This is a genomic window from Ruegeria sp. CK3 (assembly GCF_056536565.1).
The window spans coordinates 248,563-264,564 of the sequence record NZ_JBQFPV010000007.1; the positions used below are offsets into that span (position 1 = coordinate 248,563).

The window sequence follows — 16,002 nt, forward strand, 5'->3', positions numbered from 1 at the left end:
TATTGTGTAGTTTATATACCTTTGATTTAGTACAATAATGTGTTGCAGCTCGTACTATGTGGTAGCGTCTTCTATCATGCCTTTTCCGACAAATAGCCGATAAAATGCCAAAGCTCACAGAGACATTCGCGCGCAAGGGGCCGCAGACAAAAAGCGGTACCGCTAAGCATTGGGACAGCGAGATCAGGGGGCTTGTTCTCTTCGTGGGGAAACAGTCGAAAACCTGATACTTCCAGAAAGACATTGGAGGGCAAACACGACGGGTTTTAATTGGGCGCTACCCACTGATTTCTGCGGACGTCGCACGACAAACTGCTTTGGGTTTCGCGGTGGACTGGGGCAGGGGAGCAGGCAGGCAGCTGCAGATTGGAGCACCCACGCTTGAGACGGCCATGGAAACCTATTTGGCACGTCCCAAGCTTCGGTCTGAGGCCCACCGATCCGGAGTGCGGCACCAGTTCGAGCTTCATTTGAAAGATTGGCTGCGCCTGCCTTTGGACGAGATCACCAAATCCATGGTTGTCGATCGTCACAGGTCCAGGGCAGCGACACCGTCCTCGGCAAATCACACTTTGAAGTATTTTCGGACCGTCTGGAACCACGCCCGGCGGGTCCATGAGCTCCCGGAAAGTCCGACAATGGCCATTGAGTGGTATGAGGAGAAGCCGAACGGATCTGTCATCGAGGATCTGAGAGCTTGGTGCCAGACAGTGGCAGCGCTCCACAATCCCATCCACAAGGTGTTTTACAAGTTGATCCTGTTTACCGGCTTTCGCAAGACCGAGGCGTTGACGCTGGAGTGGAAACATATCCACGAAGATCACATCCACTTGCTGATGACCAAGAACGGCCGGAGTTTCGACCTCCCAATCCTGCAGGCGCATCACGAGATACTCGCACCCGTGCGCGGCCTGTATCGGAAATGGGTGTTTCCGTCGCCGAGATCGCTCAGTGGTCATCTAAAGGGGCCTGAGCGCATGCAATGGTCGTGTCATGCCCATCGTCGAACATTTGCCACAGTCGCCATGGAGGCCGGGATATTGGAGGAAATCGTTGGCCGCCTGCTCAACCACACGCCACTATCGATCACCGGTCAGCGCTACGTAAAACCGTCGCTCGACGCACTCAGGCCGGCAATGGATACTGTGTGTCGGGAATTGGAACACAGGGCTATGGGCAAAAACGGTGGGTTGCGATGAGTGAGCGAGATTGGATCTGGCCGATCGATCCAGAATTGCTCGAACTTGATATACCAGACCAAGACGAATTCGAGCCTGGCCCCAACGAGTTCCGTATCGAGTTAATTCGACTCCTTAGAAAACACTTTGATAAATAAGAATGTTTTGACGATGAGAGCTTTGGGTGGATAGCGCACTACTTGGTATTCGACCAAGCCCATGAACTCGATGAGTTTTGGTCACCCAAACTTGTATTGGAAGACCTCGCTAAACTGAGAACACGTTTGAATGAAGCAGATAAAATCTTGGACCGCCTTCCGATACCCGTACTCGATGCGTTTCGTGTTGGAGCTCTCCAAAGAAGCGGATTGATGAATGAGGATCGAAGCACCGGCTATCACGAGGATACGTTCACCGACATACTGAAAGAAACTCCACACTGGAAGGCGATGTTGGCAAAAGGAGAGTTTTTTAAGAGGCTTCGCCACTTTTTGGATTTGATTGAAGACGCTGAAGCGACCGCCGCGCACGGTGCACCGTTTGGCAAGAAGGCAATTGAGGCCTGGCGCTTGGTGGCAGCTTGCGTCGGGCTCTGTGAGCGCCATCCGGGGACAATAAGAGTTCCCAAAGCGATGAACGAAAGCGGTCCGTTCTACCGCTTTCTGAGCGATATGTTTGATCTCTTTGGAATAGAAGAACTGCCGACTTCAGCTTTTCGAAGTTGGAGAAAGTATGTGGGGCGTAAAGAAAACTAATTCTTTTGCACGACCCATGACACCTACACCAATTGTTTCATTGTTGTTCCCAGACGTATTTAAAGGAGCAACGCTATGCAGGTACACTATCTGACGGCCCGGGAGGCCGCTCAATACACTGGTATCAGTGAAAGCTATCTCGTAAAACTGCGTATGGGAATTGGCGCTGTCGCCGGGCCAAGGTTTATTCGGATCGGTCTTCGTTCGATCCGGTACAAGCGCTCTGACCTCGATGCATGGATGACATCGCGGAGCGAGGGCTTGGGGGGAACGAATTGATGTCTCGGATAGCCCCATTCTCCAAATATCGTTTTGAATGGAAGAAACGCGTTCACGCTACTGATCAGTGGGCACGGCGGACCAAACACTTCGCATCTTTTGTCTGCGACGAGTTTGTGTCCAAAGAAAGCGGTTGCTTTTGGGCGAGCAATGCTACCTTGGCAAACCGGTTTGGTGTCCACAATCGCAGTATCCAACGTTACCTTCAGGAGCTCGAGATGTTCGGCTGGATCCGGCGTGTACGCAGGCGTGGTGTTAGGCGCATGTTCCAAATCACGGTCCCCAAAAACAGCCTTGAACACGACACTCATCGCGACACCAACGCGCGTCGTAGGGCGACAACCGTGTCGTGCGAAGACGACAAACTTGGCGCGCCTTATAAGAATATAGGAAGGAACAAAGAAAACGTGACCGTTGCGACCGGGCTTGGCGGATATCTTTGGTTCTCCGAAGATGACAATCAGATCCTTCATGAGTGGGAAGCGTTTATCACTGCCAACACGGTCTTCGACTTTGGGTCGCTTTTGCAGATGCTGAGAAAGAACGACAGCATCGCATTGCCGACCCGTTTTCCCAGACAAGAAGAAATTGATCGGTACGTTAGGTTCTTTAGTGATGTCGTGTTGAGTAAGGGACAGAGCATTGGTGTCACATAGTCCTAAATTCCAGCCAAGTTTGGGAAGGGGGGTATCAAAAGTTGGGAGGTCCAATCCACGGGACCGGCGGGGGTAGTCAAATTTTTCCGCGTGAAATTTTAAGGGGGGGGGCAAACCGAATTGGAGCGGAAACCGGTCGTTCTAGGCACTTGCAACGGTTCCATAATGGAATGTTAAAAGCAGACGTTAAAAAGTGTGATCGCCTTTCGCGATGCTGACTTGTCAACAAATGTCTGCGAAGCGCAGAACGCGGACTTTGCAAACCTCAACGAACGATCATAGCGAACCTTCGTCGGGACTATTTGAAGCAGCAGCTATGAGGAATTGGCTGGACAGGTTATTGATCATAAATTATATTTCTGTCGAAATCTCGCGCCAGTTGCAGGTCGCATTGATTTCAAAGTCAGGCGAAGGTTACTGTCCCGAATTGGTTTTCGCGATACTGCAAAGCAGATCAACATGTCGATCCAACCAATCCTCGTCCAGTGCTTCGTGACGTATGAGCTTGCGGAAATAAGGTGCCGCGACTGCTAGTTCTATAAGCTGTTCAACCGGAACATCCGTGGCGATCTCACCGCGGTCTATTGCGGCTGCAAATACTGCTTCAACACTTGCGAACCTGTCTTTCATGAATTCAGTGATCACCAACCGCGCTTCTTCGTCGGTGGACGCAGCAGCGACCACCTGAGGCGCGATTTGGCCCCATGGTGTGTCATTCAAAGCTCCCATCAGTACGCCGAGTAGCCAGCGCAGGTCAGATCGCAGCGGGCCATCGGTTTTGGGTGGTATGTTCGGCGGTGTTGCGATGCGCCTGAATGCTGCATCACGTAGACTGCGCGCATCTGGCCAGTGCCTGTAAAGTGTGCTCCGCGAAATACCCGTTGCCTTTGAAACCGCGCCATGAGTTACGTGCAGTACACCCTCATCCCTCAGTATCCTTTGCGCCGCATCAAGCGCGGCCTGCCGTGTGGCGATCAGCCTGGGATCTTCTTTCAACCGCCCCTCCTGTAGAACATTTTGTTGCGTTATAAAACATTTTGTTCTATAAGTATGATCAGCTAATAACTAAAGCTCAATACTCAAATCCGCTAACAAGTCTTGTCAAAATGGGAGCGTATCAATGTTCAAAGTGGCAGCAACCCCGCTGGCGGTACTCTTATCGATGGGCGCGACAACCGCATTGTCCGAGAGTGGCACCTACGAGCTGGATCCTGGACACAGCCAGGTATTGTTCAGCTACGACCACATCGGGTTCTCAGAAACATTTGGCATGTTCTCAGGTTTTAGCGGCGAGATAGAGTTCAACGAAGATGATCCGTCTGCGTCGTCTGTCACAGTGTCTATGCCTGTAAAATCCATGATCACGGGCTGGGATGCCCGTTTGCAACACTTCATGTCCGATGACTTTTTCAGCGCGAACGACGGTGACGTGGTCACATTCGCCTCAACCAGCATTGAAGTGACCGGTGACAATTCCGCGGATATTTCTGGCGACTTGACCATGAATGGCGTCACCAAGCCTGTTGTTCTGGAAACAACGCTCAACAAGTCAGCGCCATACCCGTTTGGCCCAAAAGAGGGCACGCCGACCTTGGGGCTGGCTGCCACGGCGACTATCGTACGGTCTGAATTCGGACTTGGGGCCTTTGCACCTGCTGTGAGCGACGAGATAGAGCTCTTGATCAATATCGAAGCGTTAAAAGCTGAATGATGCGTGCAGGGGCACCGATACGGCGCTGAGCACTCAATCTTTGATATTGGCGGATGGTCAACACGATGAATGTACACCTGAGAACATTGGCGGTTTCTGTGACGGTAGTGACATTGATGTGCTCGATGGCGTCCGCGCAAGAGCGCTCCTTGCCGGAGCGCATCTCGCCCCGTCCCGAAACGACAAGCGGCGTGCCGCACACTCAGATTGGTGTCGAAATTAATGCCGATTTGGCCCAGCTATTGCTGGAGCGAGTTGCGCAATTCCCGGGGGTCACACTTGGCCCCACACGCATATCATTACCTAGCGCGATTGGCTTTCAGCTTGATCCCGATATGTTGTTGTCCCAACCGAACTCTATCGTCGGTGGGTTTGAGTTTGCGCACATGCATCCTGATGGCAGCTTGCACGCCTCGCTCGACCCAGAAATGGCGCGAAGGGCAATTGAGGCTGGCTGGGCCGTAGCTCACCCCTGGGCCAAGCAACGTCCTGGGTGGAGCGGTTTTGTCATGATCTATACTCCAACCACACCCGAAGAACTGGATGTCGTCATCGATCTGGTTGAAAGCTCGTACACCTTCATCACCGGCATCACTCTGGGCTAAGCTCGAATTGCGCGAAAGTGTGCGGGGACGCCTGTTTCCTGTAAGAGAGCAGTTTCGGCCACCTTGTTTCTCGCAGTAATTTTTTTTTCTTGAATTGTCACTGTGGCGAAGCGCTCGATACCTTAAAGCCATTCACATTCATGGTAGCTGCCGTCCGCTTGTTAGATTTTGCAAAGCTCAGAGTGGAAGTTCCGCTTCGGCCTGCCGTCGGTCACAGATGAGAAGAGCTACGGACTGACACCTTTAGAATTGATATTTCGAAGTGAACCTTAGTTAGCAACGCGAATGCGTTAGTCATTCACCTTTATTCTGGGTTTCGCCAGCCAATAAGACATTTTGCTCGGCTGTCTGTTTCAACGCAAGTTTGGGAACTTGCAGGCTTAGCAAAATGCCCAGGCACAAGTTTTGGTCACAAAAACCTATTCGTCTGTTAATTTTGGTTCAGAGGAATTGGTTTAGCTAAAAGGATCACATCGACTGATGAAGCGGAAAATTGCTGCGATCCTAAGCCTTGATGTCGTCGATTATGCCAAGCGCATGTCACAGGATGCTGAGACCACGCTGAACACTCTACAACGCATTTTGGACGATGTGATCAGACCGTTGGTCCATGAAAACAAAGGACGAATATTCAAGCTGATGGGAGATGGTGCTTTGGTTGAGTTTGTTGCAGCCACAGACGCAATTAATGCTGCCAGTCAGATTTTCAATCAGATGAGAGATGAAGACGTAAAACTTCGAGGAGGTCTCCACGTTGGCGACGTAATGCCAAATGGTACAGACTTGTTCGGAGAGGCCGTGAATGTTGCGTCGCGCCTTCAGTCCAGCGCGCATATTGGAAGTTGTCTCGTCAGCAAGACAGCTGCTGAAGTTGCGGGAACTTCGCTGGCGGTTGCTTTGCGACCAGAAAGCTCGATACGGTTGAAGGGAATTCCAAATCCAGTGGAAGCCTACTCTATTGATTTAGATGGTGACAAAAGACGCGCAAGGAACAAGCTGCTGGCTAGCTCTCAAGACGTCCGCTTTGCAAAATCAAAAGACGGTACAACGCTTGCCTGGACATCCACTGGAAGTGGTAGAAAGTTACTGGTCACACCAAACTGGCTTAGGCATCTGGAATACGATTGGACGATGAACACCATCGCCGGGTGGTTGCCGCTGCTTTCTGAAAATCACTGCCTTTATCGGTTTGATGGTAGAAACAATGGCTTGTCCCAGAGGGGCGTGCAGGATGTGTCTTTGAATCGGATCGTCGAAGATGTTGAGGCCGTACTGGACGCAGCCGGGATCGAAAAAGTTCCACTGTTTGGCATTTCTTTTGGGGCAACCATTGCCGCGGCTTTTGCCGCAAATAATCCTGACCGTGTTTCGGGGTTGGTTCTACTCGGTGGATTTGCACAAGGACTCGCGGTGCGTTCACAGCCCGGAATTGCCGCGCTTGGGCAAGCAATGATGGATATGAGTCTTGAAGGCTGGAACGATGAATACCCTTCTGCAAGAGACTTGATGGCCCAATCATTTGCTCCAACCGCAAGTCCGCATGACCAGCGTACTTATGCAGAATTTATGAAAGTGGCAATGGACCATCAGGATTGGCTCAAGATTGGACCACTGGTCGCAGGGGTCGACGTAACAGATCTACTTCTGCGGATCACCTGTCCGGCTCTGGTCATGCACGCTAATCGAGACAGGATGCACAGTGTTGAACAAGGTAGGATATTCGCCGCCGGCATCGAGAATGCGCGCTTTATTGGCCTTGAGACAGCAAACAATACGATGCCAGAGTATGATCCTGCCTGGCCTAAAGCCCTAGTGGAAATAGAGCGTTTTTTGAATTCAATTTGAGCAGTGTAAGTTGTTCATCACCAAAACTTTTTTGTTCAAAGGTAAGAGGATGCCGTGCGCCCTTCGATTTTCGATACTGGAATTTTAAAAACTCTAGGCTTCTTGTCATCGACCGCTTTGTCTTGATCTCGGAAATTGCAAAGTCTTGTTAAGAATGTCCGGTTTGGGCTGCCATCAGCCAATCATGCAAACCGCAGAAAACGGCAACACTGAGCCTTAACTTCAAATTTCTGCACCGGGCATCAATGCCGGAAGTGCAGAAGAAAGCTGTCGTTGAGTGTTCAATTCAAACTGCAGCTTCTTCACTTTTTGGGTTGTGCTTTTGCTCCCAAGGTGTGTCTCATACAAATTATAATGTGATCATTGGATCTTAGCCGTGTTCGACGCGTCGACATACCTCGCGATGACATCGATTGCAGTCATCGGCACTGTTCACGTCTTCTGCGTGTCTTTTTATCGGAGATTCCCCGCCCTAGCAGGCTGGCTTTCTGATTTTTCATCTGGGATTGGACTTGGTTATGCCTTCCTTTTCTTACTGCCAAAAATCGGTGAATTGTCGGCCGATTTGGCTGCAAATGGGAAATGGGAAAACTCGCTTTTCGGTTATTCGCTCCTAGGATTTCTCATTTACTACTTGCTGGAAGCCAGTCGCGACACGGGGGCCGATAACAGGTTGTCGCTTGGCTTGGACACAGTGGCACTCGGAACCTATAACTGCTTGCTTGCCATTACAGTCATGCAAACGACGGGAACATCGCCTGAGCTGTACGCGATTGGAACGTTGGCCTATTCCTTGCATTTGTTTGGGGTGAATATCTTTCTCTACAAGACCCACCCTGGACACATGTCTGGATGGCTACGCGCATACTTTGTCGCGTCGCTTGCAGTCGGCATATTGATCGGTCTTAACGCGGACAAAAGTAGCTTGATCTATTCAATTGCGACTGGGTTAACAGGGGGTGTGATAATAGCTCTGTCCCTTCGTGTTAAACTACCCAGCCTTTCGGCAATGAATACAAAAGCTCTGTTGATTGGTGTGGTGTTTGCTGCCGTCGCAGTCGAGGTCACCCGGTACTAACCCGACGACACTATTGAGCCCTTCTTTAGGATAAGCCGAGCCATTTGGCTGAGCTTGCTAGATTAAGAAAACCTGAAATTCATTTGCTCAAAGTCTCTGCAATGCCTTTCATCGCAACCATAGAGTCCAGGTACATAGGTGTGTTTTGAACGTCTGGCTGGCTTGATAGCTTCACCATAACCACATTGGCTTTCTGGTTCACATACAACAGCTGCCCATAGACACCGATACCATAAAACGCACCTTTTTCTATATCTTTCACCCAAACTTGATTCCGGTAGTGGAAGCCTTCAAACACCTCTGCGTATGCACTCTTCTCATAAGCTGCGACTACATCATCATTTGCTTGAATCGTGTCAGCTATCCAATCTGGAGGAATAACTTGAGTGTCGTTAACCTTACCGTTGTCCAGCATCATTATGCCAAATCGCAATAGGTCACGAGAGCTGGTGAATAACCCACCACTGGTTTGCACGATCCTTTTGGGCCCTAGTTCGCTGTATGCAGGATCCTGAGCACCGATGTCCTGCCACAACTCGGCCAGCACATCCAGATAGCTTTCTCCAGTTGCCGACTCGATAACCATACCCAGCAGCGCTGATAGCACTGAACGGTAACTATAAACTTCACCGTCTTCTACCAAGGTCTCGCGATCACTAAGAGAGATCATGTACTCCTTAACGCCAGACTCTGTATCACAAATTTCAACTTTTTCAGAGAGGTCCTGACCAAACGCACAGAACAGATCACCGGCATCGTCTAAGTAGCCGCTAGAAGCATCGTTCCAATCAACAGCAGCGGTCATATCAAGTAGGTGTCTAACCGTTGTATTTTTGAATGCTGGGCCTTCCAACTCTGGCAGGTATTCGGTGATCAGCTTCTTAGGATCTAATTCTCCCGCCTCAACCGCCAGCCCTGCTGCCATACCCAACACTGTCTTGGTGATCGAGTGAATGCGGTGAGGCGTATCAGCTCTCATGCCGTTGAAGTACTTTTCAGCGACCAATTTGCCATCGTGATAAATCAAAAAGCTATCGGTATGCGTTTGATGCAACCAATCGTTGATGTTCTGTTCATCATTATTGCTAGCTGTGAAAACAAAAGTCTCAAGCTCAGTTGGGTATGCCGCTTTTTCCAAAGTACGTACCCAATCTGACGGTGGAACTCGTGCTAATTCGCCAAAAACATTTGTACCTTCAAATATCCAAGGGCTTCTATCTACAGCCTCAACGGTTTCATCCCAGAACGCACCAGCCCGTGTGCTTGCAGGTTGTGTAGGAGTGGTATGTGCCGCACCAGACCCCAAAAGAGCGATAGCAATAGCGGAAGTTGCCAAAAGCTTGTTTGCATTTCTTTTCATATTGGGGATCTGCGTCCGACTAGATAATCTCTAAGCAATCCAGCCACGCTTCAGCTCTGGTGTCTAGCCCCTTGTGTTTGGGCCACGGGGCGGTTGACGACTGCGAATTAATCTCTGGTAGGACAGTTTAGTAGTCGCAAGCGACGGATGGCAGATACTGTGCGATAGTCGCCTTGAGCAATGCCCGCTTCGTACGCATCTCGGAGCGTTTAAAGCTCGAAACGAAGGTCCTCTTCGGTGTGACACCAGTTTCCAGAAAGCGATGAGCATAAGGCGGCTTTGTCCGCAAAGTAGACGTTCAAGCAAGTTACAGCGGACGTCCGAATTGCGGACTTTGCTGCCGTTGGTCAATTGCATTCAAAAAGCTGCTCTGGGAACCTATGCGGAACTTCGGCAATTCTACCGAGCCTAAGAAAACGACCTACATTTGGGCCAGAAAAATGCTTCAGCTACAGGTCTCCCTGTGCCTCCTGCCACGGATCACGCACGATACTTGGCAAGTTCATTCCAAACCAACTCAACCGCGGCAGACGTGTTCTGCGACTTGCGCGCTGCGCAAATGTTCCATGTAAGGTTCTGTTTCATCGACACGGGTTTGACAGCTTTTGCACGGATTAGCTCCGCGAACGTGTCCGGCATACCTCCCACGATGAAGTCAGGCTCCGCCAACAGTCCGGTCAAGAGGTTGTAGTCGTCGCATTCGATATGTGGCTGTGCATTGACCTTTTCGACAGCCTCGGCACCGTTACCAAGTGCTTTTGTCAAAGCGGCTTTCCAATGTTTGTGGAGATGGGGTGATGCAAAGGGAAAATCGAATATGCCTGCCATGGTTTGCGGGCCGCGCTGGTGAATCTCATGATCTCGATGAGCAACAAACTGGATGGGTTGTTTCTCCATCACCATGATCTCGACATCTTCGGCTTCAGGTGTGTAGGTTAGATCGCCAAGGAACACGTCGAATTCCCCTGACTGCAATAAGTCGAGCGGACGTGCATAGGCACTCACCAGAATTCGGAAGCGCAGGTCAGGCATTGCCCTTCGTACGGCGCGCAAGACTGGCAGGATCAAAGTTCTTGTGGTTAGCGGCCCGCAACCAATCAGCAAAGTACCCGGCCCGGTTTCACGCAAACCGGCCACACGGGTCGTATAGCGGTTCAGGTCTTCGCGCAGCGCCTGAGCGATTGGCAAAAACTCCTGCCCCGCGCGTGTTAACGTGCTGCTGTTTCGGCTGCGATGGAACAAAACAAGTCCCGTGTGTTCTTCAGCCTGCCCGACATAGCGGGACAAGGACGCGTTGGATACACCCATCGCACGAGCGGCGTTTTGGAAGCTGCCGGTTTCAGCCAATGTGAGAAAGGCGGTCAAAGCGTTTTCGTTCATCATACAGTCTACTTGTTTCAGGTTTTGTGTTTTAGTTTTCACAATATGAAATCATGGTAAAGCTCTGTTGCGACAAGAAACTCTCAATCGCTATCCCTGATGGACCCTTCGATATTCCCACCATCGATATCGTCTTCCACGTCCACAGAGGTAATAATGTTCATTCTTCGATCTATTGCGGTTTCCGCCACGCTGGCCACGGCGACGGTCTCTGCCATGCCGGTTTTGGCCGGAACCGACCATCCCAATATCCTTGTCATCATGGCCGACGATGTCGGCTGGGCCAGTCTTGGCAGCTATCATCAAGGCGTGAAGAGCATCCAAACCCCCAATCTTGATCAGCTGGCCGCCGACGGCATGCGTTTGACGGACTATTATGCCCAGCCAAGCTGCACCGCTGGGCGATCCGCCTTTATCACCGGACAATTGCCGGTTCGCACCGGAATGCACACAGTCGGCCTGCCTGGAGACCCTGAAAAAGGTCTGAGCGAGGATGATCCAACCTTGGCCAATATGCTGAAATCTCTGGGTTACACGACCGGTCAATTCGGCAAGAACCATCTAGGTGATATGAACAAATTCCTGCCAACGGTGAAGGGTTTTGATGAATATTGGGGCTGGCTCTATCATCTGAACGCGATGGAATACACATCCGACCCGGACTGGCCGAAAAATCAGAAATTCAATGACACGTTTGGCCCTCGGAACATCATTCACGCGTATGCTACGGATACAGTCGATGAAACTGTGGACCCGCGCTGGGGTTTGGTTGGCAAGCAACGCATCATCGACGATGGCCCGGCCCCGCCTGAACGGCAAAAGACGCTGGACAACGAAGTGACAGCCCACACGCTGGACTTCATCAACCGCGCAGTCGACAGCGATACGCCGTTCTTTGTCTGGATGGCCCCGGCGCGGGCGCACGTCTGGACCCATCTGAGCCCCGAATACGAGGCCATGCTGGGCGAAGGGCGCGGTTTGCAGGACGTCGTGATGAAAGAGCTGGACGACAACGTAGGCAAAGTCATGGCGCGGTTGGACGAACTTGGCGTCTCAGACAACACAATTGTTGTCTTTACGTCTGACAACGGCCCCGAAACCATGACTTGGCCCGACGGTGGAACAACGCCGTTCCATGGCGAAAAGGGCACAACATGGGAAGGCGGCTTCCGCGTCCCAGCCATCATTCGCTGGCCCGGAAAAGTCCCTGCCGGAACAGTGAGCAACGGTATTTTTGCCGGACTTGACTGGATGCCCACCCTCGTCGCTGCCGCCGGAGGGCCCGAGGATCTGACTGGATCATTGCTGGATGGCTACCAAGGCTATCAGGTGCATCTCGATGGATACAACCAATTGTCTTTCCTGACTGGTGAGGGCGAGAGCAACCGGGACGAGATCATCTACTACGAAGGACCGGACCTGCAAGCCGTACGCCATGGTGACTGGAAAGCCCATTTCACGATCCAATCCGAAGGCTGGGCTGGCCCCAAGGAAGAACTGAACGCACCCCTGCTGTTCAACCTGCGTCGTGATCCTTACGAAAAAGCGGCCGAGGAATCCGGGATGTACACCCGCTGGATGGGCAACAAGATGTGGGCATTTGGGCCGGCGGCCAAAATCGTTCAAAACCACCTTTCTACGTTCAAGGACTATCCTCCACGGGGTTCGGACGTCACCAACCAAGGTCACGTTGAAGAACAAATCTCGACCGAAGGCGGGATGTCACAGTAGAAATCAATTCACGGGAGGCACCAATCCTTGCCTCCCGATCCTAACAAGAACTCGCGGGAAGCACCTTCTGACGAAGGTCCGCTTATGCACCAAGATTGTCATTTGGACCCAGCGCAGCATGGGTAAGTTTGGGCTCAATGCTGCTGTTCCGCAGAAATCAGAGAATGTCTGCTATGCGGACAAGCGGCGGTTCGCATTCATCGTCGCAGAGTCCGCATCCAGCCCGTAACCGACATTGGCGACCAGACCTTGCAATACCGCAAAGCGTGAAGAAAGTAAGCTTTCAATACCGCCACAAGTTGTTATTGTATTGCCGTAGTCTTCGAAATGATCTGACTTTGTGGCAAGGCTGGCTGAACAACTCAAAGACATCCTATTTCGAAGATGTTGCGAGAACTTGGTCCGCGATCCAGTCGAACACAAGCCTGGGTCCTCGGCCCGAGTTGGTATGGCTCCGTGACATCACATAACCGGCATCGCTGAAAACGAGATCGTCCGTAACAGTCACAAGAGAACCCTTGTTGAGCAGATCATCAATCAATCCAATCCAGCCCAATGCAACGCCTTCACCTGACAAAGCGGCCTGGGTGACCATGTCGTAGTTGTTGAAGCTAATGTAGTTTTTCTTTCTTTCGCCCGTTACGCCTAAGCTATCAAACCATCCTTGCCAGGTTTGCCACGCCGCGGTTGCGGGTTTTGACAGACTCAAGAGTTGAACATTGAGCAAGTCTGAAGGATTTTGGATTGGCCCGATCTTCTCTAACAGCTGAGGAGTGCAAACAGCAGCTACAACCTCTTCCAAGACCATTATTTCATCAGGTTTGATCTGGTCTTTGGGCGCAACATGAATACGAATGTCGCAATCAGTATCATCCAAACTGGGCGGCACATTCGAAGCCAGAATCTGAAACTCAATTTCATCCCCGATTTCCTCCCGGAGATAACCAAGACGAGGCAGCAACCAGAATGTTGAGAAAGCAAAATCGGCTGAGATTCGAACACTGGGTTTAGTTTTGCGTTCCAGTAAAGAGTTTACCGCATAGTTCATCTGAGTCATTGCTGGTCTGACCACGTTCAAAAGCCTCAAACCCTCGTATGTCAGTGAGACGCCCCGGTGCTCCCTCTTGAAGAGGACGACACCCAGATCCACCTCCAAACCCTTTATCCGTTGAGAGATAGAGGACTGGGTCAACCCGAGAGCGTCTCCCGCACTCGTAAAGTTTCCATGCTTTGCGACCATTTCGAACGCATAGAGCGCCACGAGGTTCCGGCTTAGATTGGTATTAACTCGATTAATGTCATCCATAATTACTCAGCTACTGCAAAAGAAAGAAGAATTATACCAAAAACTATGCCAATGGGCGCGAGTGCAGCCCTGTGAAAGCAACACGGGAGCCAACGATAACAAAACAAAGCCACGGCCATAGGCTCGGACAGCCAGCCGACTAACGAAGCTTACATGCGTACGCAGGCTCAAAGAATCTAATAATTTTAGAACGTTGTAACTCTTCAGACCCGTTGAGGTTGACGACGTGTTTTTGTGCATCGTTGGGTTCACTGGTTCCTAGGAAATTTGGCTGTCGGACCAAATCTAGCGGACAGCCCCACTACAACAACCAAAACAGGGAGAAGTTGACTATGGCGATAAAGCCACCTCTTTCAGAGCTTCCGATTAAGACCGCTGATAACGGTTTTTATCGGGGGTTCAGTGTAAACGTCACGGTTATCAGTAAGATCATCATCAGTTTGTTGGTCGTCTGGTGTATCGTTTGGCCAACCCAGGCTGGCAGAATCCTAGGCGATTGGAACGCAGCTATTCTGGCGCAGTTTGCGGCTTGGTACATCTGGGTCGTAACCGGATTTGTTATCGTCTGTATTGGTTTGGCCATCTGGCCAGCTGCGGGACGTTTGAACCTTGGTGTCGAAGGTGAAAAGCCGGAGTTCTCAAATTTCTCCTGGTTCTCGATGATGTTCGGTGCAGGGATCGGTGTTGGGATGTTGACCTGGGCAGTTGCAGAACCCGTAGCCCACTTCAAGAACAACCCTTCAGTTATTCAGGGGGTCACTACAGCTCTAGATGCAGACAATGTGCGCACCGCTTACGTGTGGTCCTACCTACATTGGGGATTGGGCGCTTGGGCGTGCTACGCGATTGCTGGTCTTGCACTGGCATTCTTCAGCTATCGCCGGGGGCTTCCGCTCACGATCCGCTCATCCTTGACACCGCTTTTTGGTAAAGCACTGTCAGGTAACCTCGGGCACCTGATTGATATCGTGGCCGTTGTTGCGACAATCCTCGGCGTGGCACAGACATTAGGTTTTGGCGTCGAGCAATTCGTGGCGGGTCTGACCCGTATCGGCATTGGTGGATTGGCCAATGCAGACGGGTCTGCCACGACGCTGGGCATCATCGTTGCCTTGCTGGTCATTATGGGGGCCTCGACGCTGTCGGCTCTGTCCGGTGTGGGCAAAGGTATTAAGTGGCTGTCAAACATCAACATGGCTTTGTCGATCTTCTTGCTGGGATTCTTCATCCTGTTTGGAGCGACATTCTTTGGCGCCAAGGCCTTCTTTGTCGGTATCTGGGATTACTTGATCGCTTTGCCTTGGCTCAGCTTCAATGTTTACGCATCAGATGGCGTTGAGGGCTCCGAGGCTTTCCTATTAGCACAGTGGCAGGGCTGGTGGCCGGTGTTTTACTGGGCTTGGTGGATTGCGTTCGCACCCTTCGTCGGGTTGTTCCTGGCGCGCATCTCGCGCGGTCGGTCCATCCGTGAATTTGTGCTGGGCGCAATGATCGTACCCTCGCTTATGTGCTTTGTCTGGTTTGCGTGGGCCGGTGGTACGGCCATCGACCTGGAACTGAATGGCGGTGCGAATGGCGTGATTCTGGACGCAGCCAATGGGGACAAGATCTTCGCCATGACGACGTACATGCTCGCGCCAATAGCGGAATTCCTTGCCTGGACAATGGCAGTGGTGATCGTGATCCTCTTGATGACGTTTCTAGTAACTTCCGCTGACTCGGCAGTCCTGATCGTGAACACAATCAACGCCGCTGGTGACGAAGGGCCCAAGGCTCGCCCGCACATCATGTTCTGGGGTGCAGCGCTGGCATTGGTCGTTGGCGGTTTGCTAATCTCTGGTGGAACAGGGGCAATCCAGACAGCCATGGTGATCGGTGCATTACCTTTCTCGATTGTTATGGCGCTGATGTGTATTGCGTTGATCAAAGCGATTTGGAACGACGGGCGCCGCGAAGCTGCAGGCATCGCATCAACGATTGATCCAGAAACATCAACGATGCCAGCCGAATAGTACTCGCGTATCCAACTGTGACCCCGGGTTGGAAAAACCGGGGTCACAAATATGATGACAGCCGCAACAAAAACCTATCAAGAGCGCGGGTCTTAGCACTGTATTC

The 16,002-nt window shown here is 51.4% G+C and carries 13 protein-coding genes and 1 pseudogene; 10 read left to right on the forward strand and 4 right to left on the reverse strand.

Annotated features, from left to right (window positions below; all coding sequences use genetic code 11):
- Nucleotides 1-104 precede the first annotated feature (104 nt).
- The 4 genes and pseudogenes from ACR0C3_RS12240 to ACR0C3_RS12255 all read left to right on the forward strand — a co-directional run bounded on the left by ACR0C3_RS12240 (nt 105) and on the right by ACR0C3_RS12255 (nt 2,868).
- Nucleotides 105-1,199 (forward strand): annotated as a pseudogene (locus ACR0C3_RS12240) (tyrosine-type recombinase/integrase).
- Nucleotides 1,200-1,378: 179 nt separating this feature from the next.
- The gene (locus ACR0C3_RS12245; protein WP_480758677.1) at nt 1,379-1,933 is read left to right on the forward strand and encodes a hypothetical protein; all 555 of its coding nucleotides are present in this window, start codon (nt 1,379-1,381) and stop codon (nt 1,931-1,933) included.
- A gap of 75 nt (nt 1,934-2,008) precedes the next feature.
- Nucleotides 2,009-2,212 (forward strand): helix-turn-helix transcriptional regulator, encoded by a 204-nt coding sequence (locus ACR0C3_RS12250; RefSeq protein WP_480758679.1) that lies wholly within the window; start codon nt 2,009-2,011, stop codon nt 2,210-2,212.
- Nucleotides 2,170-2,868: a helix-turn-helix domain-containing protein gene (locus ACR0C3_RS12255; RefSeq protein WP_480758680.1), complete on the forward strand. Its 699-nt coding sequence runs from the start codon at nt 2,170-2,172 to the stop codon at nt 2,866-2,868. The genes ACR0C3_RS12250 and ACR0C3_RS12255 overlap by 43 nt, the downstream gene beginning before the upstream one ends.
- A 414-nt stretch (nt 2,869-3,282) precedes the next feature.
- Here the strand turns inward: ACR0C3_RS12255 and ACR0C3_RS12260 are convergent, their stop codons facing one another.
- Entirely contained in the window at nt 3,283-3,864 is a 582-nt protein-coding gene (locus tag ACR0C3_RS12260) for a TetR/AcrR family transcriptional regulator (RefSeq protein ID WP_480758682.1), read from the reverse strand.
- 124 nt (nt 3,865-3,988) lie between these two features.
- Between ACR0C3_RS12260 and ACR0C3_RS12265 the strand changes: the two genes are divergently transcribed.
- From ACR0C3_RS12265 to ACR0C3_RS12280, 4 genes are all read left to right on the forward strand, one after another.
- Nucleotides 3,989-4,579, forward strand: coding sequence for a YceI family protein (locus tag ACR0C3_RS12265; RefSeq protein ID WP_480758683.1), 591 nt, complete (start codon nt 3,989-3,991; stop codon nt 4,577-4,579).
- A 53-nt stretch (nt 4,580-4,632) separates the two neighbouring features.
- Entirely contained in the window at nt 4,633-5,184 is a 552-nt protein-coding gene (locus tag ACR0C3_RS12270; protein ID WP_480758685.1) for a luciferase domain-containing protein, read from the forward strand.
- A 480-nt stretch (nt 5,185-5,664) separates the two neighbouring features.
- The gene (locus ACR0C3_RS12275; RefSeq protein ID WP_480758686.1) at nt 5,665-7,029 is read left to right on the forward strand and encodes an alpha/beta fold hydrolase; all 1,365 of its coding nucleotides are present in this window, start codon (nt 5,665-5,667) and stop codon (nt 7,027-7,029) included.
- A gap of 403 nt (nt 7,030-7,432) precedes the next feature.
- Nucleotides 7,433-8,107: a hypothetical protein gene (locus ACR0C3_RS12280; RefSeq protein ID WP_170553964.1), complete on the forward strand. Its 675-nt coding sequence runs from the start codon at nt 7,433-7,435 to the stop codon at nt 8,105-8,107.
- Between the two features lie 79 nt (nt 8,108-8,186).
- Here the strand turns inward: ACR0C3_RS12280 and ACR0C3_RS12285 are convergent, their stop codons facing one another.
- Both ACR0C3_RS12285 and ACR0C3_RS12290 read right to left on the reverse strand, forming a co-directional pair.
- Nucleotides 8,187-9,467, reverse strand: a complete 1,281-nt coding sequence (locus ACR0C3_RS12285; RefSeq protein ID WP_480758687.1) for a serine hydrolase domain-containing protein — start codon at nt 9,465-9,467, stop codon at nt 8,187-8,189.
- A gap of 480 nt (nt 9,468-9,947) precedes the next feature.
- Nucleotides 9,948-10,850 carry a LysR family transcriptional regulator gene (locus ACR0C3_RS12290; RefSeq protein ID WP_480758689.1) on the reverse strand — a complete coding sequence of 301 codons (903 nt, stop codon included), beginning with the start codon at nt 10,848-10,850 and terminating at the stop codon, nt 9,948-9,950.
- A gap of 153 nt (nt 10,851-11,003) precedes the next feature.
- On the opposite strand from ACR0C3_RS12290, the gene ACR0C3_RS12295 reads away from it, so the two are divergent.
- Complete coding sequence (locus ACR0C3_RS12295) at nt 11,004-12,578, forward strand: arylsulfatase (RefSeq protein ID WP_480758690.1); 1,575 nt, start codon at nt 11,004-11,006, stop codon at nt 12,576-12,578.
- Nucleotides 12,579-12,951: 373 nt separating this feature from the next.
- Here the strand turns inward: ACR0C3_RS12295 and ACR0C3_RS12300 are convergent, their stop codons facing one another.
- Nucleotides 12,952-13,884 carry a LysR family transcriptional regulator gene (locus ACR0C3_RS12300; RefSeq protein WP_480564865.1) on the reverse strand — a complete coding sequence of 311 codons (933 nt, stop codon included), beginning with the start codon at nt 13,882-13,884 and terminating at the stop codon, nt 12,952-12,954.
- Nucleotides 13,885-14,216: 332 nt separating this feature from the next.
- Here ACR0C3_RS12300 and ACR0C3_RS12305 point away from each other — a divergent pair, with 332 nt between their 5' ends.
- Complete coding sequence (locus ACR0C3_RS12305; RefSeq protein WP_480758692.1) at nt 14,217-15,896, forward strand: BCCT family transporter; 1,680 nt, start codon at nt 14,217-14,219, stop codon at nt 15,894-15,896.
- Nucleotides 15,897-16,002: the final 106 nt, after the last annotated feature.